Below are 24096 nucleotides of genomic sequence, written 5' to 3'. Positions count from 1 at the left end.
GGACGATTCTATAGGACGGTCGGGCGAGTTCTAGCAAGTGGTCGGAATAGTTCAGAAATTTTCGACGAAGAAGGAAACGGAGCGAGGGGGGACGAAAGTGAGCGGGGGCTCGTGGGAAAGCGCATCCTGCCACTGTCCGTCGAGGCTTTCGGGCAGATGGATCGGGTGCGGCGCGTGGCTGCGATTGACGACGACGGCGAGCCGCGTCGACTGCTTCTTCCTGCCGTCCCGGGTGGCCAGCACCATCATCAGGTTGTCCGTTGCCGGGTGCTCCCAATCCGTCACCGCCATCGGCTGGCCGTCGAGGCGCAGCCATTCGACATCGCCTTTGCCGGTGAAGAACGCCGTCTCGCCGAGGACGGCGAAGCGCCTCCTCAGCGCTGAAAGCGCTGCCGTATGGGCGACCAGCGTCTCGTCCATGGCGTCCCAGTTGATCCAGGTTATGTCATTGTCCTGGCAATAGGCATTGTTGTTGCCACGCTGGCTGCGCCCGCCTTCGTCGCCGGCGGTCAGCATGATTGTACCGCGGGAGGCAAACAGCGTGCCGAGCAGGGCCATGACATCGTGCCGGCGCGCCGTCAGAATCTCGGGATCGGTCGTCGCACCCTCGGCGCCATTGTTCCAGGAATGGTTCTCGTTGTGGCCGTCGCGGTTCTCTTCGCCGTTTGCTTCATTGTGCTTGCCGGCGAAGGCAACGATGTCGGCAAGGGTGAAGCCGTCATGGGCGGCGATGAAGTTGACCGTCCGGGTGCCGGCGTCGCCCCAGCGGGAGAACGTGTCGGACGAGCCCGCAAGGGCTGTCGCAAGCGCGCCGATCACATGCCGGTCGCCGCGCCAGTAGAGCCTGATATCGTCACGCGCCCGGTCGTTCCATTCGAGGAACGGAGCGGGGAAATTGCCGAGCTGGTAGCCGCCGGGGCCGACATCCCAGGGCTCGGCGATCAGCACGCGATCGGCAAGCACTGGGTCGGCATGAATGGCTTCGAACAGTGGGGCATCGCGGTGAAAACCTGCCATGTCGCGGCCGAGAATCGAGGCGAGATCGAAGCGGAAGCCGTCGACGCCGGCGGCGAGCACGAAGTGGCGCAGGCTGTCGAGGGTCAGCGTCTGGACGACAGGGTGGTCGCAGGCGATCGTGTTGCCGCAGCCGGTGTCGTTGATCAGGTCGCCGGGCCTGTCGGTGACGTGGCGATAGTAAGCGAGGTTGTCGAGCCCGCGCATCGACAGGGTGGTGCCGAGCCGATCGCTTTCGCCGGAATGGTTGAAGACCAGATCGAGGATGACGCCGATGCCGGCCTTGCGCAGCGCTTCGACGGTCTGGCGCAGTTCCTTCACGCCACCTGGCACCAGTCGCGGATCGAGCGCCATCGGTACGATCGGATTGTAGCCCCAGCCATTGCTGAGCCCGAGCGGTGGCAGGTGGCGCTCGTCGATCCAGGCGACGATCGGCATCAGTTCGACGGCGGAAACACCGAGCCGCTTCAGATGCTCGATGATCACGGGCTCGGCGAGTGCCGCGACCGTGCCGCGCTTGGCCTCGGGGATATCCTGACGCAACGCGGTGAAAGGCTTGACAGCGATCTCGTAGATCAGTCCGCCCGCTTTAAAGATTGGCGGCTTCGGCTTGGCGGTCTTGATGTCGGTGACGATTGCCTTTGGCACGAGATCGGCTGTGTCCTCGCCGAAGATGGTGAGCCTCGGATCGTGCCGGAACGGCCGGTCGAGTTCGATGGCGTAGGGGTCGACCAAAAACTTTGACGGATCGAACCAGAGGCCGTGGTCGGGCGAGTAGACGCCATCGGCGCGATAGCCGTAGCGCGTCCCCTTCGGCGCATCGGCGACCACAAGGCTGTGCACGTCGCCGTCGCGCACCATCGGCAGTTGGCACAAGGCCTCTTCGCCCGCCTTGTCGAACAGGCAGAGGTCGATGCGCGCGGCGTTGCGGGACCACACGGCAAAGCGCGTGCCATCAGGGGTAAGCGTGGCGCCGAGGGGTGGCAGTGCGGCTTTCGGCATCGATCAGGGCCCCCTCGGCTTTTTCCTGCAGCGCCGCGCGCCAGAAATGACGCGCGAAGGACGCTGCAACACGTGAAGTCTGCCGCATCACCTTCGCCCAAATCCGTTTCCGATTTCAGCAAACATGCCGCGGCAATGTCAGATCTTCGAACGCCCCTGTTGGGGCGCCCCCTCAGGTGATGACGCTCGGCTCGGTGCGGCCGGTGCGGGTCTTGATGCCGGCGATCTCGTCGGCAACGAGGATGAGGTCGGCGAGTGCTTCCTGGGTGTCGATGTCGTGACGAGCCGGATCCGGTTCGAAACGTTCGATATAGACGCGCAGCGTCGCGCCCGAGGTTCCGGTTCCCGACAGGCGGAAGACGACGCGGGAGCCGCCTTCGAACAGGATGCGGATGCCCTGGTTCTTGCTGACAGAGTGGTCGACCGGGTCGTTGTAGGCAAAGTCGTCTGCTGTTGCGACCTTGAGCGCGCCGAAGGATTTTCCGGGCAGGGTCGAAAGCTGGTCGCGAAGCGCTGCCACCAGGCCGTTGGCGGCATCGCTGTCCACTTCCTCGTAGTCGTGGCGCGAATAGTAGTTGCGGCCGTAGGTCGCCCAATGCTTGCGGGCGATCTCCAGCGCGCTTTCCTTGCGCACGGCAAGGATGTTCAGCCAGAGCAGAACCGCCCACAGGCCGTCCTTCTCGCGCACGTGGTTGGAGCCGGTGCCCGCACTTTCCTCGCCACAGATCGTCGCCATGCCTTCGTCAAGAAGGTTGCCGAAGAACTTCCAGCCGGTCGGCGTCTCGTAAAGACCGATGCCGAGTTTTTCGGCGACACGGTCGGCAGCCCCACTTGTCGGCATCGAGCGGGCGATGCCCGCGAGACCCTTGGCGTAGCCCGGCGCCAGATGCGCATTCGCTGCCAGCATCGCCAGGCTGTCGGAAGGCGTGATGAAGATACCGCGGCCGATGACGAGGTTGCGGTCGCCGTCGCCGTCGGAGGCTGCACCGAAATCGGGCGCATCGGGCGCCATCATCGTCTCGTAGAGCGCGCGGGCGTGCACGAGGTTCGGGTCCGGGTGATGGCCACCGAAGTCCGGCAGCGGAATGAAGTTCATCACCGAGCCCTTCGGTGCGCCCAGACGTTTTTCGATGATCTCCTTGGCGTAGGGGCCGGTGACGGCGCTCATAGCGTCGAAGACGACGCGGAAGCCGCCCGAGATCAGCTTGCGGATGGCGTCGAAGTCGAACAGGCTTTCCATCAGCGTGGCGTAGTCGGACACCGGATCGATGACGGTGACCGTCATGCCGTCGATCTCCTGCGTGCCTTCCGCATCGAGGTTGACGTCGGCGACATCGGAAATCTTGTAGGTGTCGATCACCTGGCTGCGGGCATAGATCGCGTCGGTGACCTTCTCCGGCGCCGGGCCGCCATTGCCGATATTGTACTTGATGCCGAAGTCTTCGGTCGGGCCGCCGGGATTGTGGCTGGCAGACAGCACGATGCCGCCGAAGGCTTCGTATTTGCGGATGACGTTGGAGGCCGCGGGCGTCGACAGGATGCCGCCGCGGCCGACGAGCACACGGCCGAAGCCGTTGGCAGCGGCCATCTTGATGGCGATCTGGATGACTTCGCGGTTGTAGAAGCGGCCGTCGCCGCCGATCACCAGGGTCTGGCCGGCAAAGCCTTCGAGCGCGTCGAAGATCGACTGGATGAAGTTCTCGGCATAGTTCTTCTGTTGGAACACCGGAACCTTCTTGCGCAGGCCCGACGTGCCGGGCTTCTGGTCGCCATAGGGTGTGGTGGTGACTGTTCTTATCATTCTGGCTTAGCCTTTCCCGAGAAGACCGGAATATAGAGAGACGTAACGCTCGGCACTTCTGGCCCAGGATACGTCCGATTTCATGCCCTGGGTCTGCAGACGCGCCCAGACTTTCGGTTCGTTGTATGCACGGAAGACGCGCCGGATCGCAAGACGCAACCCGTCGGCGTTGACCGGCGTGAACTGGAAACCGGTCGCGACCTTGGCCGACAATCCCGCTTCGTTCGCGTCGATGATGGTGTCGGCAAGACCGCCGGTGCGCGCGACGACAGGCACGCAACCGTAGCGCAGGCCGTAAAGCTGGGTGAGCCCGCAGGGCTCGAAGCGCGACGGGATGAGGATTGCGTCCGATCCCGCCTGCATCAGGTGGGAGAGCGGTTCGTTATAGCCGGTGACCATGCCGACATGGCCGCGGTGACGCGAGGCGGCAGCAAGAAGCGCGCCTTCGAGCGCAGTGTCGCCGGAGCCGAGAACGATGAGCTTGCCGCCCATCGCCACGATCTCGTCGGTAACCTCGGCAAGCAGATCCATGCCCTTCTGCCAGGTGAGCCGGCTGATGACGCAGAAGATCGGGCCGTTGCCCTGTTCCAGCCCGAAGCGTTCCTCGATTGCCCGCCGGTTGGCGCCACGCTGCTTCAAGGTCGTCGCGCTGAAATGCTGGGCGATCAGCGGGTCGCTTGCCGGGTTCCAGACATCGGCGTCGATACCGTTGACGATGCCGGAAAGGTCGGAAAGCCTGCTCTTCAGCAAACCCTCGAGACCCATGCCGAATTCCGGTGTCAGGATTTCCTGCGCATAGGACGGGCTGACGGTGGTGATCGCATTTGCGGTCTGCAGACCACCCTTGAGGAAGCCGACATCGCCGTAATATTCGACGAACTGCATCGAGAAGGCTTCGGGCGGAAGCGCCAGCTCGGCAAAGACTTCCGGCCCGAACTGCCCCTGGAAGGCGATGTTGTGGATGGTCATGACCGTCGGTGTGGAGGCTGCGCGGCCAAAGCGCATATAGACCGGCGTCAGCGCCGTCTGCCAGTCGTGCACATGGACGATATCGGGCTTCCAACCGGCCACGACATCGCCGGCGGCGATTTCGGCCGCGGCCAATGAAAGGGCGGCGAAGCGGCGGAAGTTGTCGACATAGTCGCGGCCGGTGGCGTCGACATAGGGCCCGCCGTCGCGTTCGTAGAGTGTGGGCAGATCGAGGACCAGCAAATCGAGCCCGTCGAGATCGGCGGCGAGAACCGAGGCAGGGCTGCCGAACAGGTTGGCAAAGCTGCCCACCTTCTTTTTCTTCTTCAGCTTTTGCAGCACGGCGGGATAGCCGGGCACCAATGTGCGGGTGCGGATACCGTGCGGCGACAGCGCTGCCGGCAGGGCGCCGACGACGTCGGCGAGCCCCCCGGTCTTGACCAGCGGATACACTTCGGACGCAACGGAAAGGATGTTCATCAGAGGCGGACCTACATTCCCAGTTTGTCGATCATCGTTTGGGTGATCAGGCAAACGCCGTTTTCCGAACGGCGGAAGCGCTTCGCATCCAACTCCGGATCTTCACCGACAACGAGGCCCTCCGGAATGACCACGCGGCTATCGATCACCACGTTGCTGAGCAACGCGCGGCGACCGATCTTCACATCGGGCAGGATGACGGCATTTTCCAGTCGCGAATATGAATTTACGCGGACGCCGGTGAAAAGCAGGCTACGGTTAAGGGCAGCGCCCGAGATGATGCAGTCGCCCGACACCAACGAGGAGGTTGCCGAACCGCGACGGTTTTCATCGTCGTGCACGAATTTTGCAGGCGGCTTGATCTCGGCAAAGGTCCAGATCGGCCAGGTGCTGTCGTAGATGTCGAGCTCCGGCGTCACATGGGTCAGGTCGATGTTGGCCTGCCAATAGGCATCGATCGTGCCGACGTCGCGCCAATAGGCCTCGCGCTCGAAATCGGAACGGACGCAGGACTGGTTGAAGCGGTGGGCGACAGCCTTACCGTTGTCGACGATATAGGGGATGATGTCCTTGCCGAAGTCGCGGCTCGATTTCGGGTCGGCGGCGTCGCGCCGCAAAAGGTCCATCAGGAACTTGGTGTGGAAGACATAGATGCCCATCGAGGCAAGGGCCATCTCGGGATTTCCGGGGATGCCTGGCGGATCGGCCGGTTTCTCGACGAAGGCGATGATACGGTCCTTGTCGTCGACGTGCATGACGCCGAAGCCGGTTGCTTCCATGCGCGGCACTTCAAGGCAGCCGATGGTGACGTCGGCGCCGGAATCGACGTGCTGCTGCAGCATCAATTCGTAGTCCATCTTGTAGATGTGGTCGCCCGCGAGGATGACCATGTATTCGACGCCGTGGTCCTCGATGATGTCGATGTTCTGGTAGACCGCGTCGGCGGTGCCTTCGTACCATTGCGTCTCAGAGACGCGCTGGCTTGCCGGCAGGATGTCGAAGCTTTCGTTTCGCTCGGGGCGGAAGAAGTTCCAGCCGCGCTGCAGATGGCGGATCAGCGAGTGCGCCTTGTACTGGGTGGCGACGCCAATGCGGCGGATGCCGGAATTCAGCGCGTTCGAGAGAGCGAAGTCGATGATGCGGGCCTTGCCGCCGAAGTAGACGGCCGGCTTTGCCCGCCGGTCGGTCAATTCCTTCAGGCGGCTGCCGCGGCCGCCAGCGAGAACATAGGCCATGGCATCACGGGCCAAGGGTTGCGTACGCTTTTCCACCATTTGTCCTCCCCAAAATCATTGTTCCTCGGGATCGTCACGGCGACTTTTGCGACGCCTTGCGGCCCTCGAAATTTCTTCTTGCGCTCCCGCCGTTCGGTTCACTCCTTCGGCTGAAACACGCTATCGCTTTGTTTTTACGCATTTTCTGAAGGAAGGCCGCCAGGCACTTTTCCTGAAAATGCTCTAATCCTGTTCCAGCATCAGCGTTGCCAAGGGTGGCAAGGTGATGGTGGCTGTTATCGCTCCTGTCTTGTCCTTCTGTGCCTGAACTGCGCCGCCGTTGCCCTTGCCACTCCCCCCATAGATTTCCGCGTCGGTGTTCAGGATTTCCTTCCAGCGACCCGCGACCGGAAGCGGGATCGTGTAGTTTTCCCGATAGACGGGCGTGAAATTGGTAATGACGGCGACGAGCTTTTCGCCGGGCGCCTTGCGTAGCCAGGCAAAGACCGAATTGTCGCGATCGTCGGCGATCAGCCATTCGAAGCCGTCGCCTTCGCAATCGCGGGCATGCAGCGCCGGCTTCGAGCGATAGGTGCCGTTGAGGTCGCGCACCAGCCGTCGCATGCCTTCGTGCAGGTGATATTCGAGCAGGTTCCAGTCGAGCGCGCGCTCCTCCGACCATTCGCGCCACTGCGCAAATTCCTGGCCCATGAACAGCAGCTTCTTGCCGGGATAGCCCCACATGAAGGCGTAGTAGGCGCGCAGGTTGGCGAATTTCTGCCAGTCGTCGCCGGTCATCTTGGCGATCAGCGAGCCCTTGCCGTGCACGACCTCGTCGTGGGACAGCGGCAGCACGAAGTTTTCGCTGAAGGCATAAAGCAGGCCGAACGTCAGGTCGTTGTGGTGGTGGCGACGGTGGATCGGCTCGCGCGACATGTATTGCAACGTGTCATGCATGAAGCCCATGTTCCACTTGAAGCCGAAGCCCAAGCCCCCGGCATGGACCGGGTGCGATACCTTGGGCCAGGAGGTCGATTCCTCGGCAATCGTCAGAATGCCCTTGTGAGAGGCGTAGATCTCGGTGTTCATCGTCTGAACGAAGCGGACCGCCTCGAGGTTCTCGTTGCCGCCATACTCGTTCGGCACCCATTCGCCGTGTTTGCGCGAGTAATCGAGATAGAGCATCGAGGCGACAGCATCGACGCGCAGACCGTCTACGTGGAATTTTTCCGCCCAATAGAGCGCATTGTTGACGAGGAACGACAGCACTTCCTGCCGACCGAAATTGTAGATCGCCGTGTTCCAGTCAGGATGAAAACCCTGGCGCGGATCTTCGTGTTCGTAGAGCGCGGTGCCGTCAAACCAGCGCAAGCCGTGCTCATCAGTCGGGAAATGCGCCGGCACCCAATCGAGGAGTACGCCGAGGCCGACCTTGTGGCAGCCATTGACGAACCGCGCGAACCCTTCCGGCTCGCCAAAGCGCGCCGTCGGCGCATAGAGGCCTGTTGTCTGGTAGCCCCAGGAGGGGTCGTACGGGAATTCGGAGATCGGCAGGAACTCGATATGGGTGAAACCCATGTCGACGCAGTAGGGGATCAGTCGGTCGGCAAGCTCGTCCCAAGACAGCATGTCGCCGTTATCGCGGCGCTGCCACGAGCCGGCATGTACCTCATAGATCGAGATCGGCTGGCGGCGGGCGTCCGCCGATGCCCAATGGGCGCGATGCGCCTCGTCTTCCCAGACCTGCGCGATTTCGGGCGTCGTCACCGAGGCGGTGTTGGGCCGAAGCTCGGAGCGGCGCGCGAAGGGGTCCGCCTTCAAGGGCAGCAGCGTGCCCTCACGGTCGAGAATTTCGTACTTGTAGGCAAGACCCGCCTCGACGCCGGGGATGAAGATCTCCCAGATGCCGGTGTCGGTGCGAAGCCGCATCACATGGCGCCGTCCGTCCCAGTCGTTGAACTGGCCGACGACCGAGACGCGCTTGGCATTGGGGGCCCAGACGGCGAAATGGTAGCCTTGAGCGCCTTCATGCTCGATCGGATGGGCGCCCATCTTGTCGAACAGCCGGAGATGCGAGCCCTCGCGGATGTAGTAATCGTCCATCGGCCCGAGCACGGGACCGAAAGAATAGGGATCGACGACGATCCACTCGCCGCCATCGTTGCGCGCGCGATAGCGCACCGGCTGGACCTTGCGCAGAGAGACCGGCCCTTCGAAGAAGCCCGCGTCGTCGCGCCGCTCGAGGGCTCCGAGTTCCTTGCCGGCCAGCGTTTCAGCAACGACACTGACGGCATCCGGGATGAAGCAGCGGGCGACGTAGTTTTTCCCCGCCGGATGAATGCCAAGAACGGCAAAGGGATCGTCGTACGTGCCCGTGAGAATGGCCGCAATGGCCGGCGTTGACAGCAGGGCTGAAGCTGCAGGTTCCGGGTCCTTGCCGGCCGAAGGGGTCATCCGGCTCTCCAAATTTCTCCGGCATATTGCCGGATGGTACGATCGGACGAGAACCAGCCCATGCGCGCGGTGTTGCGCACGGCTTGCGAATACCACGCCGAGGGCGTCGTCCACAGCTGGTCGATTTCACGCTGCGCCTTGGCATAGGCTTCGAAGTCGGCCGCCACCATGAACCAGTCGTGATTGTAGAGGCCGTCGACGAGGCTGGTGAAACGGTTGCGGTCGTCGGGCGAGAACACGCCCGAAGCGATTGCCTGCAAGGCCTGCGACAGCTCGCGCGAGCCCTCGATGATGGCGCGGGGATTGTGGCCCTCGGCACGGGCGTTGGTGACTTCCTCGGCGGTCAGACCGAAGATCTTGATGTTCTCTTCGCCGACCCAGTCGCGCATCTCGACATTGGCGCCGTCGAGCGTGCCGATCGTCAGTGCGCCGTTCAGCGCGAACTTCATGTTGCCGGTGCCAGATGCCTCCATGCCGGCGGTCGAGATCTGCTCGGACAGGTCGGCGGCCGGCACGATGATTTCGGCCAGCGAGACGTTGTAGTTGGGCACGAAGACGATCTTCAGGAGACCGCGGACGGCTGGATCGTTGTTGACGACACGGGCAACGTCGTTGGCCAGTTTGATGATCAGCTTGGCGTTGTGATAGCTCGGCGCCGCCTTGCCGGCAAACAGCTTGACGCGCGGCACCCAGTCGAGCTCGGGATGCGAGCGGATCTGGTCGTAGAGCGCCACCGCCTCGATGATGTTGAGGAGCTGGCGCTTGTACTCGTGGATGCGCTTGATCTGGATGTCGAACATTGCCGATGGGTCGAGCTTGATGCCGAGGCGCCCCTGGACGAGCTGAGCGAGCTTGACCTTGTTGGCGCGCTTGACGGCGGCGAAATGCTCCTGGAAATCCGGCTTGTCGGCGAAGGCATCGAGGGCCTGCAGCGCCTCGGTATTGTCCATGAATTCATCGCCGATCGCCTCGCGGATCAGGGTGAACAGGCCGGGATTGCACTGCATCAGCCAGCGGCGCGGGGTGATGCCGTTGGTCTTGTTGTTGATGCGGTCCGGGTAGAGCCGGTGCAGGTCGGCAAACACCGTTTCCTTCATCAGTTCGGTGTGCAGCGCCGAGACGCCGTTGATCGAGTGCGAGCCGACAAAGGCAAGGTTGCCCATGCGCACGCGGCGATCGCCGCTTTCGTCGATCAAGGAAATGTTGCGGATTTCCTGGTCGGTGGCGCCCTTCTGCTTGCGCGCCTCGATCAGGATCTTGGCGTTGATCGCATAAACGATCTGCATGTGGCGCGGCAGCAGCCGCTCGAACAGCGGCACGGGCCAGCTCTCGAGCGCTTCGGGCAAAAGCGTGTGGTTGGTGTAGGAAATGGTCCGGCGGGTGATGTCCCAGGCCTGTTCGAAGTCCAGGCCGTGCAGGTCGGTCAGCAGCCGGACGAGTTCGGCGACCGAGACCGCCGGGTGCGTATCGTTGAGCTGGATCGCGACCGCATCGGGCAGGGACGTGAAATCGGGATATTGCTGCAGGTGGCGGCGCAGGATGTCCTGCAGAGACGCGGACGAGAAGAAATACTCCTGGCGCAGCCGAAGCTCCTGGCCGGCCGGCGTCGCGTCGGCGGGGTAGAGCACTCGGGTCAGGCTTTCGGCCTTGTTGCTTTCGCGCAGCGCGCCGATATGGTCGCCGGCGTTGAAGGCATCGAGCAGGATCGGATCGATCGGCTGTGCCGTCCAGAGCCGGAGCGTGTTGACGCGCTTGGCCCGCCAGCCGACCGCCGGGGTATCGAAGGCGGTGGCGATCACGCGCTCGGCCGGCTTCCAGACGAAGCGCTGGATTTCCTCGTCGACATTGGCGGTCTCGACGATGCCGCCGAAACCGATTTCATAGGAGCTTTCGCGCCGCTCGAACTCCCATGGGTTGCCGTGGGCAAGCCAGGTTTCGGGCAGTTCCACCTGCCAGCCATCGGCCATCTGCTGGCGGAACAGGCCGTGCATGTAGCGGATGCCGTAGCCGTAGGCCGGAACGTCGACGGTCGCCATCGATTCCATGAAGCAGGCAGCAAGACGGCCGAGACCACCATTGCCGAGCGCTGCGTCGGGTTCCAGCAATGCGATGACGTCGATATCGACCCCGAGCGAAGCGAGCGCATCACGCATCTCCTCCATCAGGCCGATATTGGTCATGGCGTCGCGCATCAGCCGGCCGATGAGGAACTCGAGCGAGAGGTAATAAACGCGCTTGGCACCGGTCGCGTAGGTCTGGCGGGTCGAATCCATCCATTTGTCGGTGATGCGGTCGCGCACCACGAGGATGGCCGCCGTCAGCCAGTCATGCGGCTTGGCGACCTTCGGATCCTTGCCGATGCGGTACTTCAAGCGTTCGAGAATTTCGACTGCAAGCTGATCGGGTTCGGAGGAACGAAGTGCGGGCTGCGGCAGTTCGTTGGCGGAAATCTTGTTCATCATCAGAACTGTCTTACCCTGTTGCGTTGGGAGGTCGCAGGCCGGAACCGACCGGGGATGGGCAATTTATGCATCGATCCGAAGCGCTTGCAACAGCTGTTTTTAAAAGGATTAGAATTGCCTGAATAGAAGGGATGCGCGGTGATGCACTGACGCTTTGACGGTCGCGCGAACGAAAAATGCCGCCCGGCTGGACCGGGCGGCATAGGGATGCGCGCTTTTGTTTGTTTACTTGGTCAGGCGGGTCGCCATGGCCGACGCCTTCTCGCCGATCGCCTTGAAGGCTGCGATCAGATCGGCAGCTTCTTCCGCCTGGAAATAGTTGGCGGTTGTGGTCGCGCAGGACTTGAGCAGGTTCTTGCCGCGATCGGGTGCCATGAAGGCGACGGTATAGACCTGAACGTTGTTCTTGCGTGCCGTATCGCACCATTGCAGCGTCAGGGTATCGTCGCTGGTGTTGTTGTTGTCGCCGTCGGTCATGAAGACGATGTATTTCGTCGCAACCTGGCCGTTCTTGGCCTTGTGCGCGGTATTTTCAGTCGTCGCCATCACCTTGTTGTAGGCCGTCTTGAAGGCATTGCCCGATGCCGTGCCGCCGGTTGCAACCAGCGCGTTGACATAGGTCGCGGTCCCTGTTGTGCCCCAATCGAGATTGCCGGCCGTATCCTGCGCCGAGTTGTAGGAAACGGCCGCCGTGCGGACGTAAAGGTCCTTCGGGTCGGCGGTCTTCAGCTGCGCCAGCAAATCCTTCACGGCCGTCTTGAGGGCATCGACCTTGGTAATGTAGCAGGGGCTCGTGGCTGCCAGATTGGGATACTTGCCCCAGTTCGATTCCGTATAGTTCGGGCATGACGTCTTGGCCGGGTTTTTCGTGTTGGTCTTCCAGGCCATGGAGCCGGAACGGTCGAGGACGAGATACATCGACAGCGCGTTCTTGGTTTCGGTGGCGCTTTCCGCCGTGGCCCGGGTCTCGAGCAGTATCGAATCCTGCCCAAGGAGGCGTGTCATCGCGTTGAACTGAATCGTCTTCTTGTTGGCGACCGTCACCTTGAAGGCCTTGCCGGTCGCGCCGTTGGCGGTCTCAAGAATGTCGACCGTCGAAGAGTTGACCTCCAGCACTTCAGGCGGTGCCGATTTGGCCGATGCGAGAGAGCCGCTGCCGGACGCGCCATTGCCGCTGTCCGGAACGTCGACGACATTGCCGGCGGTTTGCGCCTTCAGGAAGTTTGTCGCAATTTCCTTGGCCTTGGCGATATCGGGCTTTTCCTTCGATACCAGGGCGGAGGCCGCCGCGAGTGCCGCCGCGTCGGCCGCATCCTGCATCTGGTTTTTGGTGGTTACCATCTTGGCCATGTCAATGGCGACGCCACCGGCGGCAAGGATCAATGGCATTACCAAGGCTGCCATTATGCCGAAATTGCCGCCACGGTCCTTCAGCATAGCCATGAAGGACCGGTTGATCGTGGATCGTTTTCCCATCTCTGCACACCCCAAGGAACACGTTGCAAGCTTGAGGGCAACATTAGCGGCGATGACTTACGATATCGTTCAGACGATAGATTCAATTTTAGCGGAATGCTGGAAATCCAGTGCTTACAGCAGGTTCCGGCGGCACCTCGGTGTTTGAAAACGGGAATGCGATGTCTCGAAACGGGTCAGTTGACCGGAATGACGTCAACGGCCTGTTCGGTCTTCTGTCCGCCATAGCTCTTCAAGACGCCGATGACGGGTGCGACGTCGCCATAGTCGCGGCCATGGCCGACAACGATATGGTCGGTTCCGGCGGGAATATTGTTGGTAGGATCGAGTTCGAGCCAACCAGAGGTGGTGCCGCACCATATGCGAACCCAGGCATGCATGGCGTCGGCCCCTTCCAGGCGCTCCTTGCCGGCTGGCGGGATCGTTCTTAAGAATCCACTAACATAACCGGCGGGAACGCCGAGGCTTCGCAGCGCCACAATCATCACATGGGTGAAATCCTGGCAGACGCCGCGCTTGAGTGCGAAGGCTTCGGCCGCCGTCGTATTCACCGTCGTTGCTTCGGCATCGTAGACGAAGTCCCGGTGGATGCGGGCGCAGATCGCTGTCGCGATCTGGCGTATGGTCATGCCGGGGGTGACAACGGCCCGGGCATAGTCGGCGATTTCCGGCACCTCTGCCAGCAGCGGGCTCGGGCCGACGAAATGATGCGGCGCGTCCGGGTCGACCGACCAGCAGGCGGCCAGCTCCGTCGGCAGACGGGACAGGTCGGCTGAAAAGTCCGCCGTCAGCGGCAGCGGCTCCACCTGCACGCGCGCCTGCATGCGGATCACGAGGTCGTCATGGGAGGCGCGAAACAGGATGGCGGTGAAGGGGTTGGCGAAAAAGTCGACGCTTTCGGAGCGTTCCGCCGGCATCGGGTGGCAGCTGAGCGAGCCGACGACGAGCCGCTGCCGGCCGGGCAGCGTCGCGGGCAGCACGCGTACCAGATGGCGCCCGCCGGATACGGGCACTTCGTAGCCGTAGGTGATCTTCAGGCTGATGTCGTAGAGCATGGGCGCGTCCTGCCGGTCAGCCGAGATAGGTGTGGGCGAGAATGTTGGAGAGCTCTTCCAGATCCCGCTCCAGCCTGTTGTAGACGCCAAGGTTCATTGCCTCCGGCGTCATGACCGCAAGGCCGGAATGCAGGCGCATCGCCTCGCGATAGAAAGGCGACATCTGGCCGTTGACATAGGCGTTCGGCAGAAGCTCGACCTCGGTCTTGATCTCGTTCAGCTGGTAGAGCACCGAGCGCGGGTTGAGCGGATCGAGCGCCAGAAGGTCGGTCACGGTGAGGGCTGCCGTGTTGACATTGTAGCGCCGGCGGTGGGTCATGACGCTATCGCCGATTTCGAGCAGCATGTCGTAGGCCCCATCGGGCGCGTCGGGACCCGACATATGGCCAAGCAGCCGCGTCATGTGCAGGCCGCGCTCGATATAGCGGCCGATCGACAGGAAGCGCCAGCCGGTGAAGCGGTACATGTTTTCGTGCACGAGGCCGGCAAAGCCCGCAAGCTTGCGCAACAGCACGGTCATGGCGCGGGTGGCATCGTCACCCGACTGTACGGTCGCATGGAACTTGCGCGCCGTCTGCGACAGGTCGTTGAGCGCCAGCCATCCATCCGGCGAGAAACGATCGCGGATATTGCCGGCGCTGAAGAGCGCGCTGGAGATATTGGCAAGCAGGCTGTCGGGCACGGCCTGGCGGGTATCGATGTCGAGGGCCGCCAGGTAGTCGGTGACGTCCTGCAGCAGCGGCAGGCTCGGGTCGGCGGTCTCGGCAAAGCGGCCGTGCCAGGCGCGCAAGATGCGCAACGCCCCTTCGGCCCGCTCGATGTAGCGGCCGAGCCAGAACAGATTGTCGGCGGCCCGGCTCGGCAGGCTTCCCGGCATGTTGCGGGTGAAGCTTTCTTCGGCCGGCAGAAGCGTGGTGCGCTCGACCGGCCGGTCGCTGACGATCCAGACGTCGGCTGCCGTGCCGCCGGCCTGCATGGCGATGGCGGCAACGTCGTCGCCGGAACCGATGCGGGCAAAGCCGCCGGGCATGATCTGCCAGCCGTCGCGGGTGCGGGCGGCAAAGACGCGCAGGCTCATCGGGCGCGGCGTCAGGCGGCCACGCACCCAGGCGGGCGTGGTCGAAAGCGTCACGGCCTCCTGGCCAACAAGTTTTCCGCCCTCCGCATCGAGCCAGCCTGCGATCGAAGCCGCGTCCTTTTCCGCCAGCGATGCGCCGAGCACCGACTGGCCATTGTCATCGAAGAAGGGGCGCGTGGCATAGGCCGGGCCGATGACCATGCGCTCGATATTGGCGGCGACCTCTGCCCTTTCGGATGTCTGGCCGCACCACCAGGTGGCGATCGACGGCAGCTTCTGGTCCTCGCCAAGCAGATGCCGGCAGATCGCCGGCAGGAAGGCGAGGAAGGCGCGGGTCTCGACGATGCCGGAGCCGAGCGCGTTGACGATCGCAACGGATCCGGCCCTCAGGGCCTCGACGATACCGGGCGTTCCGATATGCGAGGACTGGTTCAACTCCAGCGGATCGGCAAAGGCGGCGTCGAGGCGCCGCCAGAGCACGCCCACGGGTTTGAGGCCCGCGACCGTGCGCACCATCACCCGTCCGCCGATAACCGTCAGGTCTTCGCCTTCCAAGAGCATGAAGCCGAGATAGCGGGCGATATAGGCATGTTCGAAATAGGTCTCGTTGGCGATCCCCGGCGAAAGCACGGCGATGCGATCGTCCGGATGCAGCTTGCGCGCCTGCAGCGTGTCGCGGAAGGCGCCGAAGAAGCCGGCAAGACGATGCACATGGGTTTCGGCGTAGAGATTGGAGAAGGCCCGGGTGGTGGCGACGCGGTTTTCGAGCGCGAAGCCGGCGCCGGACGGCGCCTCCGTGCGGTCCGAAAGCACCCACCAGTTGCCATCGGGTCCGCGGCCGATCTCGAAGGAGATGAACTGCAGGAAGTGCCCATCGGCCGGCTTGACGCCGACCAGCGGCCGGAGAAAATCGGGGTTGGAGGCGACCAGCGCCGGCGGCAACAGGCCCTCGCGCACCAGCCGGTTTTCGCCGTAGATGTCTGCAACCACCTTCTCCAGAAGCTCGGCGCGCTGGATCAGGCCCTGCGACACCGTCGCCCACTCATTCTCGTCGATCAGGACCGGGATATGCGACAGCGGCCAGCTTCTCTCCGAGCTGTCCTTGCCGCCATAGACCCGGTAGAAGACGCCGGCGTCGCGCAGGTATCGGTCAGCGCGCGCGAAGCGGTTGGCAAGGTCGGTTTCATCGAGGCGGCCAAGCGTCGAAAGCAGCCGTTGCCAGACGGGCCGCACATTGCCTTGCGCGTCGAGCATCTCGTCGGCAATGCCGGGAAGGGCACGGTAGCCGAAGACCGGATCGTCATCGATGCCCAGCCGGTCTGCCGCTGCTGTCTGCTTCTTCGCCATTTACGCTCCTGGCGGACGCCTGAGATCAAGCGTCATCGGAAATTCCATCGACGGGCTTTCCGGATGAAGCAGGTAGCCTCCCGGGGTGTGGCCCCATGGCTCGAACCGCGCCAGTCGCCGCGCCTCTGCCTCGTTGCCGTTGACCGGAAATGTCTCGTAACTGCGCCCGCCCGGATGGGCGACGTGGTAGACGCATCCCCCAATCGCCCGATTCGACCATGTATCATAGATATCGAATGTAAGGGGAGTGTTGACGGGCAAAACCGGGTGAAGACCGGCGGCCGGTTGCCAGGCCTTGTAGCGGACGCCGGCAACCGCGCTGCCGTAGGCGCCGGCCTTGGCAAGAGGCACGGGACGACCATTGCAGGTCACCGTGTAGCGCTCGGGATTGGGCGTATCGAGCCTGACCTGCAGCCGCTCGACGGAGCTGTCGACATAACGCACGGTGCCGCCGATCGCTCCCTGTTCGCCCATGACATGCCAGGGCTCCAGCGCCTGGCGGATTTCGAGCTTGCCGCCCTCGTATTCGACCTCGCCGCAGAAGGGAAAGCGGAATTCGAGCTGGGCTTCGAACCATTCCGGCCGAAGATCGAAGCCGTGGGCACGCAGGTCGGCAAGCACTTCGAGGAAATCCTGCCAGACATGATGCGGCAACATGAAACGGTCATGTAGGGCAGTGCCCCAGCGCACGAAGCGGCCGTCGAGCGGGTGCTTCCAGAAGCGGGCGATGAGCGCGCGCACCAGCAATTGCTGGGCCAGCGACATGCGGGCATTGGGCGGCATTTCGAAGCCGCGGAATTCGACGAGGCCGAGCCGGCCGGTCGGGCCATCCGGCGAAAACAGCTTGTCGATGCAGATTTCGGCGCGATGGGTGTTGCCGGTGACGTCGACGAGCAGGTTGCGGAACAGCCGGTCGACCAGCCAGGGCAAAGGCGGCGGCGCTGCGGACCCCGGCAGCGGCACCTGCGCCAGCGCAATCTCCAGCTCGTAGAGCTGATCGTGGCGGGCCTCGTCGATGCGCGGCGCCTGGCTCGTCGGGCCTATGAACATGCCGGAAAACAGGTAGGAGAGTGAAGGGTGGCGCTGCCAATAGAGCACGATGCTTTTCAACAGGTCCGGTCGGCGCAGGAACGGGCTATCATTGGGGTTGGCGCCGCCGACCACGACGTGATTGCCGCCACCGGTGCCGGTGTGTCGACCGTCGATCATGAACTTGTCGGCGCCGAGCCGGCTTTGGCGGGCCTCCTCATAAACGGCCGTGGTGATGTCGACGCACTCCTGCCAGCTCGCGGCCGGATGGATGTTGACCTCGATGACGCCGGGGTCGGGCGCGACGCGGATGACGTTGATGCGTTCGTCGTGCGGCGGCGCGTAGCCTTCGATGTGAAGCGGCAGGCCGAGGGCTGCGGCCGCGCGTTCGGTCGAGGCGATCAGGTCGAGATATTCCTCGATACTGGTCGTCGGCGGCATGAAGACGCAGAGCCTGCCGTCGCGCGGCTCGACGCTGATGGCCGTACGCACCAGCCCGGCGATCTCGTCGCGTGGCGCGGCCTGTGGTGTTTCCGGCGTTTCCGACGCCTGGAAGCGCGAATGCTGCGGGCGCGCGCTGGTTTCGGCGAAATCCGGCAGGTCGTCGCGCGGAACGGTCGGATCAACAGGATGGATATAGGGATAGGCCGACGGCGCGACATAGGGCAGGGCGCCGAGCGGCAGGCGGTAACCGACGGGGCTGTCTCCGGGCACGAGGAAGATGCGGCCGCGGCGCGTCTGCCACTTCTCGCTCATCCAGCGCACGCCGGTTGCGCGCGCATTCCAGGCCTGCACCGGCAGAACGTAGCCGGTCGGTGCAGTCAGGCCGCGCTCGAACACGCGGGCCATGCGGCTGCGCTCCTCGGGGTCCTTCAGCTTGGAATTGGCCGGATCGACATTGTCGGGAAGGTTCGCCTCCTTGAGCAGCCAGTCGGCCGGATCCTCGAAGGCCGGCACGACCATCTCGGCGGGCACGTTCAATTCAGTTGCCACCACATGGAGCAGACGTTCTGCATCCTCTGCCGTCACATCGTGTCGCCCGTTCTCCTCGGCGATGAGATCGGGTTGACGCCAGATCGGCACGCCGTCCTTGCGCCAGTAGAGCGAGAAGGTCCATCGCGGCAGGCTTTCGCCCGGATACCACTTGCCCTGGCCGTAATGCAGGAAACCGCCGGGGGCGAAACGTTCGCGCAGCCGGCGGATGAGGATATCCGCCTTCTCGCGCTTGGTCGGCCCGACGGCCTCGGTGTTCCACTCCTCGGCCTCAAAGTCATCGATCGACACGAAAGTTGGCTCGCCGCCCATGGTCAGGCGCACATCATTGTCGGACAGCACTTGGTCGACATGCTCGCCCAGCGCGTTCAGCGCCTGCCAGCTTTCGTCGGAGAACGGCTTGGTGATGCGCGGATGTTCGGCGACGCGCGAGACCTTCATGTCGAAGGCGAAGTCGGTGCGGGTCTCGGGATCGCCGAAGAAGCCGCCGGAAATCGGGGCGGCATTGCGGTAATGCGGCGTTGCGGCAAGCGGAATGTGGCTTTCGCCGGTCAGAAGGCCGGAGGTCGGGTCAAGGCCGACCCAGCCGGCGCCCGGCAGGTAGACCTCGGCCCAGGCGTGCAGATCGGTGAAATCGTGTTCGGTGCCGGAGGGACCGTCGAGCGCCTTGAGGTCGGGCGCCAGCTGAATGAGGTAGCCCGAGACGAAGCGGGCGGCATAACCCAGATTGCGCAGGATCTGGACCAACAACCAGCTCGAATCGCGGCACGATCCCCTGGCCGAGGTGAGCGTCTCCTCGGGCAGCTGGACGCCGGGCTCCATGCGGATGACATAGCCGACTTCCTGCTGGAGCCGGGCATTGAGGCCGACGACCATATCGATGGTGCGCTGCCTCGAGCGATCGACCAACGCCATGAACGAGGACAGCGCCGGGCCCATCGGTTCCGGTGTCATGTAGATCTTCAGGTCGTCGATCAGGTCATCAGGATAGGCAAAGGGCCAGTGTTCGGATTCTTCCTCGATGAAGAAGTCGAAGGGGTTGTAGACGGTCATGTCGGCGACCAGATCGACTTCGATCTTCAGCTCCGTGACCGGCTCTGGGAAAACATAACGGGCGAGGTAGTTGCCGTAGGGATCCTGCTGGAGATTGACGAAGTGATTGGCCGGAGAAACCTTCAGCGAGTGACTGATGACCTTGGTCTTGGAATGGGCCGCCGGTTTCAATCTTATGATCTGCGGTGAGAGCCGGATCGGGCGGTCATAGGTATAGTGGGTCAGGTGGTAGATACTGGCCTTGATCGACATACCGGATTTTATCCCCTTGATGGCAGGTCTGATACCAACCTGCGCCGATATTGACCTCTTGCGTGGGACCGTCTGCGGTCAGCCGGCAAGGAGCATACCGCAGAGCGATGCATTGGCATCGGTCGAGGATTGCGACGCTGCCGGTGGCCGACAGACGGCCCACCCGAAGGGCCGGGCGCTTTTGGCCCCCGGACAGCGTCGACAATCCTCACCGGACCGCTTGGGTCCGCTTCCGGTTCTCTCCTTGCCGAAAACCAAAATCGCTCCGGCGCAAGAGGTCAATATCGGCGCAGGTTGGTATTGCGCGCCATTTCCGGGAAGTTTGTGCAATGCGAAGAGAGAAAGCAAGCGCGAAAGACGGCGCCGGATTTCTCCGGCGCGTCTGTCGTCAGGGCCGGTAGATCAAACCGCCGGCGGGTTCAGGCGGGCAAAGCCTTCCTGCAGGTGGTAGGGGAAATGGGGGTATGCGGGTGTCTTGCCGCTGGCCTTGTCCAGCCGGCCGATCTGCTCTGCCGTCAGCGACCAGCCGACAGCGCCCAGGTTCTGGCGCAGTTGCTCTTCGTTGCGGGCGCCGATGATGACGCTCGATACCGTCGGGCGCTGCAGCAGCCAGTTGATGGCGATCTGCGGAATGGTCCTGCCGGTCTCGCCGGCCAGTTCGTCGAGCACATCGACGATTTCGTAGAGCGTGTCGTCATCGACTGGCGGACCAAACGAGGCCGTATCGTGCAGGCGGCTTCCTTCCGGCCAGGGCTGGCCGCGCCGGATCTTGCCGGTGAGGCGGCCCCAGCCGAGCGGGCTCCAGACGAGCGCGCCGACACCCTGATCGAGCCCAAGCGGCATCAGTTCCCATTCATAATCGCGCCCGACCAGCGAATAGTAGACCTGATGGGCGACGTAGCGCGGGTAGCCGTGTTTTTCCGCCGCGGCGAGCGACTTCATCAGCTGCCAGCCGGCGAAATTGGAAACCCCGACATAGCGCAGTTTGCCGGCGCGCACCAAGGTATCGAGTGTCGAAAGCACCTCCTCGACCGGCGTGCCGGCATCGAAGGCGTGCAGCTGCATGAGGTCGATATGGTCGGTGCCGAGGCGGCGCAGGGCATCGTCGACGCCCTTGATCAACCGGGAACGCGAAGAGCCGGCGTCGTTCGGGCCATCACCCATTGGCAAGGACATCTTGGTTGATATCAGCACGTCGTTGCGCCGTCCCTTGATGGCCGCGCCGAGCACCTCTTCGGAGGCGCCGTCGGAGTAGACATCGGCCGTGTCGAACAGATTGACGCCGGCCTCGATGCAGATGTCGACGAGACGGCGTGCCTCGGCATTGTCGCTGTTGCCCCAGGCGCTGAAGAGCGGGCCCTTGCCGCCGAACGTACCGGCGCCGAAACTGAGCGCCGGAACCTTCAATCCTGATGATCCAAGCCTTCTGTATTCCATCATTCGAACTCCTCGTTGCGGTCATGCCTGTGTCGGCTAGAGGAAGGTGGTGTCTGCGTCATTTGAGAGGTAGACCATTTGCAGGAACATCATTTGTGAGTTGAAGTCACATGTCTCGAAACGCGATCAACCGCTCCGGCGAAATGGCTGTCTTCGTCAGGGCTGTCGAACTCGGCGGTTTCTCGGCGGCGGCGCGCGAATGCTGCATGACGCCGTCGGCGGTGAGCAAGCTGGTGCAGCGGCTGGAAGAGCGGCTCGGCGTCCGATTGATCAACCGCTCGACGCGGCAATTGCAGCTGACGGCCGAGGGGTGTGCCTTTCACGAGCGGGCGGCCCGCATTCTCGCCGATATCGATGACGCGGAGAGACAGGCGGCCGCAGGCGATGTGCCGGCCGGGCGTGTGCGCATCAATGCCAGCGCTTCCTTTTCCACCCATGTGCTGATGCCGCTGCTGCCGGAATTGCTGAGCGCATACCCGGATCTTTCCATCGATATCATCCAGACCGACGCCGTCGTCGACCTGATGGCGGAGCGCGTCGACATCGCGATCCGTGCGGGGCCGCTGAAGGCTTCCAGGCTGATTGCGCGCAAGCTCGGCAGCACGTCGATGACCATCGTCGGCGCGCCATCCTACCTGGCGCGTTGCGGCGAACCCGGTAGCCTTGACGAGCTGACGGCGCACAATCGCCTGAGCCTCAGCTACGCCAGGGCCGTCGACGGGTGGCCGCTCTTGTCCAATGGTGAAACGATTTTGCTGCCGCCGAGTGAAAAGGTGCGCGTCAGTGACGGGGAAGGATTGCGCCGCCTGGTGCTTGCTGGCGTCGGACTGGCAAGGATGGCGACCTTTACGGTTCGCGACGACATCGATGCCGGCCGGCTGGTGCCGCTTGTCGAACATCTCAATCCGGGGGATCGAGAAACCTTCCATGCGGTGTTTCAAGGCCAGGGTGGCGCGCTGCCATCGCGCGTCAGGGTGATGCTCGACTTTCTGGCGGGGCGGGCACGGCTTTCCGACTGATGACGAGGCGGGAGTCCAGGGCTAGCCGCAAACGCGATTGCGACCTGCGGATTTGGCGCGGTAGAGTTCGGTGTCGGCGCTTTCGATCAGGCCTTTCCAGCCCGGATTGGCGTCGGCGCCTGCAACGCCGAAGCTTGCGGTGACGTTCAGTTCCCGGCCATCGGCAAGGGTGATCGGCGCGCGCGCCAGGTTCGACCGGATGCGCTCGGCAAGGGCACGGGCTGCCTCGAGATCGTCGCCAGGGGTGATGACGGCAAACTCCTCGCCGCCAAAACGCGCCACCAGATCAGACGAGCGCACGGAATAGCGAATGATGCGGGCGGTCTCCTTCAAGACGATATCGCCGACGAGATGGCCGTGCGTGTCGTTGATCTGCTTGAAGTGGTCGATATCCATGAGGATGAGACAGGCGTTCTTGTCGCTGCCTGCCGCGTCCTCGGCGCCGCCGATGAGTTCCAGCGCGCGACGGTTGAGCAGGCCCGTCAATTCATCGGTTTCGGCCTGTCGTTCGAGATGCTTCATCAGGAGCGTGCGCTCGTCGAGCCTCACGCGCAGCACGTCGATCGCGTCGAAGAGCCGCCCCATTTCGCCTTCGCCACCCCTGCCGCTCAATCGGGCGATCGGGCGGTCGTTGGCAAGTTCGATGATGCTGTGGCGCGCGAGCAGCAGCGGCTCGAACACCAGCGATCGTGCGCGACGCATGAGGATGAGAAGGACGATGAACAAGGCGAAGGTTGCCGTGCTGGCGATCGTCAGCTTTATCGAGGCCTGCGTCTTGCTGCTGGCGAGCCGCTCTACCGTTGCATCCATGAAGTCGCGGCGAAGGATTTCGAGCGGCTTCATTTTAGGAACGTATCGGTCGGTGAACTGCTCTGCCGTCATCGGGTAGTGCCCGGTATGCCGGCCGACCGACACGACACTGTCGATGATCGCAAACCCTTCGCCGAAGAACTGGTGTTCGATCGCGGCGATATCGGCGATGTTCTTCGGCTTCAGCCCAGGCAGCGCACCCGGCTTGCCGACGACAGACCAGATTTCCTGCAGGCGGCCGCGGGTTCGCTCGCTGTCGGCGATGTTCTTGGCTTCCAGCGGCTTTCCGACCGCCACCGGAGCCATGAGCTGGGAGGCAAGGCGGCCCCCGTCCTCGCGTAGATTGGCCAGCATATGGGCGGCGATGGCGATGCCCGCCAGATCGGGATCGGTGTTGGTCAGACGCTGGATGTTCCAGTCGAAGGCGGGGCGCATCGCGTCGATCACCGCGAACATGCCCTCGATCGCCAGTTGGATTTCCTTGAGGTCGCGGCGTTCCGGCGGCAGGGCGGCGATACGGTCGATTTCGGCGCGGGCGATGACAAGGCGGCGCTGGACTTCCGCCAGGATGGGGGAGAGTGCCGCTGCCGGCTCCGACCGGCTGCCATCGGTCGCGCCGGCCATGATCTCGGAGAGGGCCGCGTCGCTGCGCGACCTGAACTCGGCAAGGCGTGCCTGAACCGGGCCAGTGGCGACGCCGATGCCCATGACCCCGTTCGACGGTCCGCGCTCGGCCGACAGATAGGTCGCCGTGTCGAGAACACGGCAGAACGCCATGACTTCCACAAGGTTGCGTCGGGCGATGACGAAGTCGGAATAGGATGCGGCAATGATCTCGGTTGCCAGCACACCCGTGCAGGCCACCACGATACCAATCAGCCACTGCAGTTTGCGGCGAAGCAGCTTGGCCGAGCGAATGTCGCCAACGCTCTTGCGGCCCTCTAGCTCATTGTCGGTGTGATTGGTCATTTGCGCGAAGTTGGTCCACCAATGCACCGGCTATCGTACCGGAGGTCGCGACAATTCCTTGCCGCGGAGAACGAATGCTTTCCGCGATCAGTGATACGTGCCGCAGTACTATCGCATAAGGTGTTAAATATCCTTGAAATGCCCTAAAATACCAGGGGTAAAACTGCAACTGAGGGATGCGC

General features: G+C 63.2%; 13 protein-coding genes. 1 reads left to right on the top strand and 12 read right to left on the bottom strand.

What is annotated here, in order from left to right; all coding sequences use genetic code 11:
- Positions 1-51 precede the first annotated feature (51 nt).
- From glgX to LPJGGPFB_RS30605, 11 genes are all read right to left on the bottom strand, one after another.
- Positions 52-2016 (bottom strand): glycogen debranching protein GlgX, encoded by a 1965-nt coding sequence (glgX, locus tag LPJGGPFB_RS30655; RefSeq protein ID WP_173423677.1) that lies wholly within the window; start codon positions 2014-2016, stop codon positions 52-54.
- Between the two features lie 172 nt (positions 2017-2188).
- Positions 2189-3817, bottom strand: a complete 1629-nt coding sequence (locus tag LPJGGPFB_RS30650) for an alpha-D-glucose phosphate-specific phosphoglucomutase (RefSeq protein WP_173423676.1) — start codon at positions 3815-3817, stop codon at positions 2189-2191.
- 6 nt (positions 3818-3823) lie between these two features.
- Positions 3824-5266 (bottom strand): glycogen synthase GlgA, encoded by a 1443-nt coding sequence (gene glgA, locus LPJGGPFB_RS30645; RefSeq protein ID WP_173423675.1) that lies wholly within the window; start codon positions 5264-5266, stop codon positions 3824-3826.
- An 11-nt stretch (positions 5267-5277) separates the two neighbouring features.
- Complete coding sequence (gene glgC, locus LPJGGPFB_RS30640; RefSeq protein WP_025424848.1) at positions 5278-6540, bottom strand: glucose-1-phosphate adenylyltransferase; 1263 nt, start codon at positions 6538-6540, stop codon at positions 5278-5280.
- Positions 6541-6723: 183 nt separating this feature from the next.
- Complete coding sequence (glgB, locus tag LPJGGPFB_RS30635; protein ID WP_173423674.1) at positions 6724-8934, bottom strand: 1,4-alpha-glucan branching protein GlgB; 2211 nt, start codon at positions 8932-8934, stop codon at positions 6724-6726.
- Positions 8931-11396, bottom strand: a complete 2466-nt coding sequence (locus LPJGGPFB_RS30630; RefSeq protein WP_412728400.1) for a glycogen/starch/alpha-glucan phosphorylase — start codon at positions 11394-11396, stop codon at positions 8931-8933. Before LPJGGPFB_RS30630 ends, glgB begins: the two co-directional genes overlap by 4 nt.
- A 225-nt stretch (positions 11397-11621) precedes the next feature.
- A complete protein-coding gene (locus LPJGGPFB_RS30625) occupies positions 11622-12872 on the bottom strand; it encodes a TadE/TadG family type IV pilus assembly protein (protein ID WP_234903151.1) in 1251 nt (416 codons plus the stop codon).
- A gap of 176 nt (positions 12873-13048) precedes the next feature.
- Positions 13049-13927, bottom strand: coding sequence for a transglutaminase family protein (locus LPJGGPFB_RS30620; RefSeq protein ID WP_173423673.1), 879 nt, complete (start codon positions 13925-13927; stop codon positions 13049-13051).
- A 16-nt stretch (positions 13928-13943) separates the two neighbouring features.
- Complete coding sequence (locus LPJGGPFB_RS30615) at positions 13944-16352, bottom strand: circularly permuted type 2 ATP-grasp protein (RefSeq protein WP_173423672.1); 2409 nt, start codon at positions 16350-16352, stop codon at positions 13944-13946.
- Positions 16353-19679, bottom strand: a complete 3327-nt coding sequence (locus LPJGGPFB_RS30610; RefSeq protein WP_173423671.1) for a transglutaminase family protein — start codon at positions 19677-19679, stop codon at positions 16353-16355.
- Positions 19680-20081: 402 nt separating this feature from the next.
- Positions 20082-21116 carry an aldo/keto reductase gene (locus LPJGGPFB_RS30605; protein WP_173423812.1) on the bottom strand — a complete coding sequence of 345 codons (1035 nt, stop codon included), beginning with the start codon at positions 21114-21116 and terminating at the stop codon, positions 20082-20084.
- Positions 21117-21226: 110 nt separating this feature from the next.
- On the opposite strand from LPJGGPFB_RS30605, the gene LPJGGPFB_RS30600 reads away from it, so the two are divergent.
- Complete coding sequence (locus LPJGGPFB_RS30600; protein ID WP_173423670.1) at positions 21227-22135, top strand: LysR family transcriptional regulator; 909 nt, start codon at positions 21227-21229, stop codon at positions 22133-22135.
- A 21-nt stretch (positions 22136-22156) separates the two neighbouring features.
- On the opposite strand, the gene LPJGGPFB_RS30595 is transcribed toward LPJGGPFB_RS30600, so the two are convergent.
- Positions 22157-23914, bottom strand: a complete 1758-nt coding sequence (locus LPJGGPFB_RS30595; RefSeq protein ID WP_173423669.1) for a GGDEF domain-containing protein — start codon at positions 23912-23914, stop codon at positions 22157-22159.
- Positions 23915-24096 lie beyond the last annotated feature (182 nt).

It is taken from the genome of Ensifer adhaerens (genome assembly GCF_013283195.1).
Taxonomy (GTDB): Bacteria; Pseudomonadota; Alphaproteobacteria; order Rhizobiales; family Rhizobiaceae; genus Ensifer; species Ensifer adhaerens_G.
Note: the sequence above shows the minus strand (reverse complement) of the source record. Positions and strands in the feature narration are given on the sequence as shown.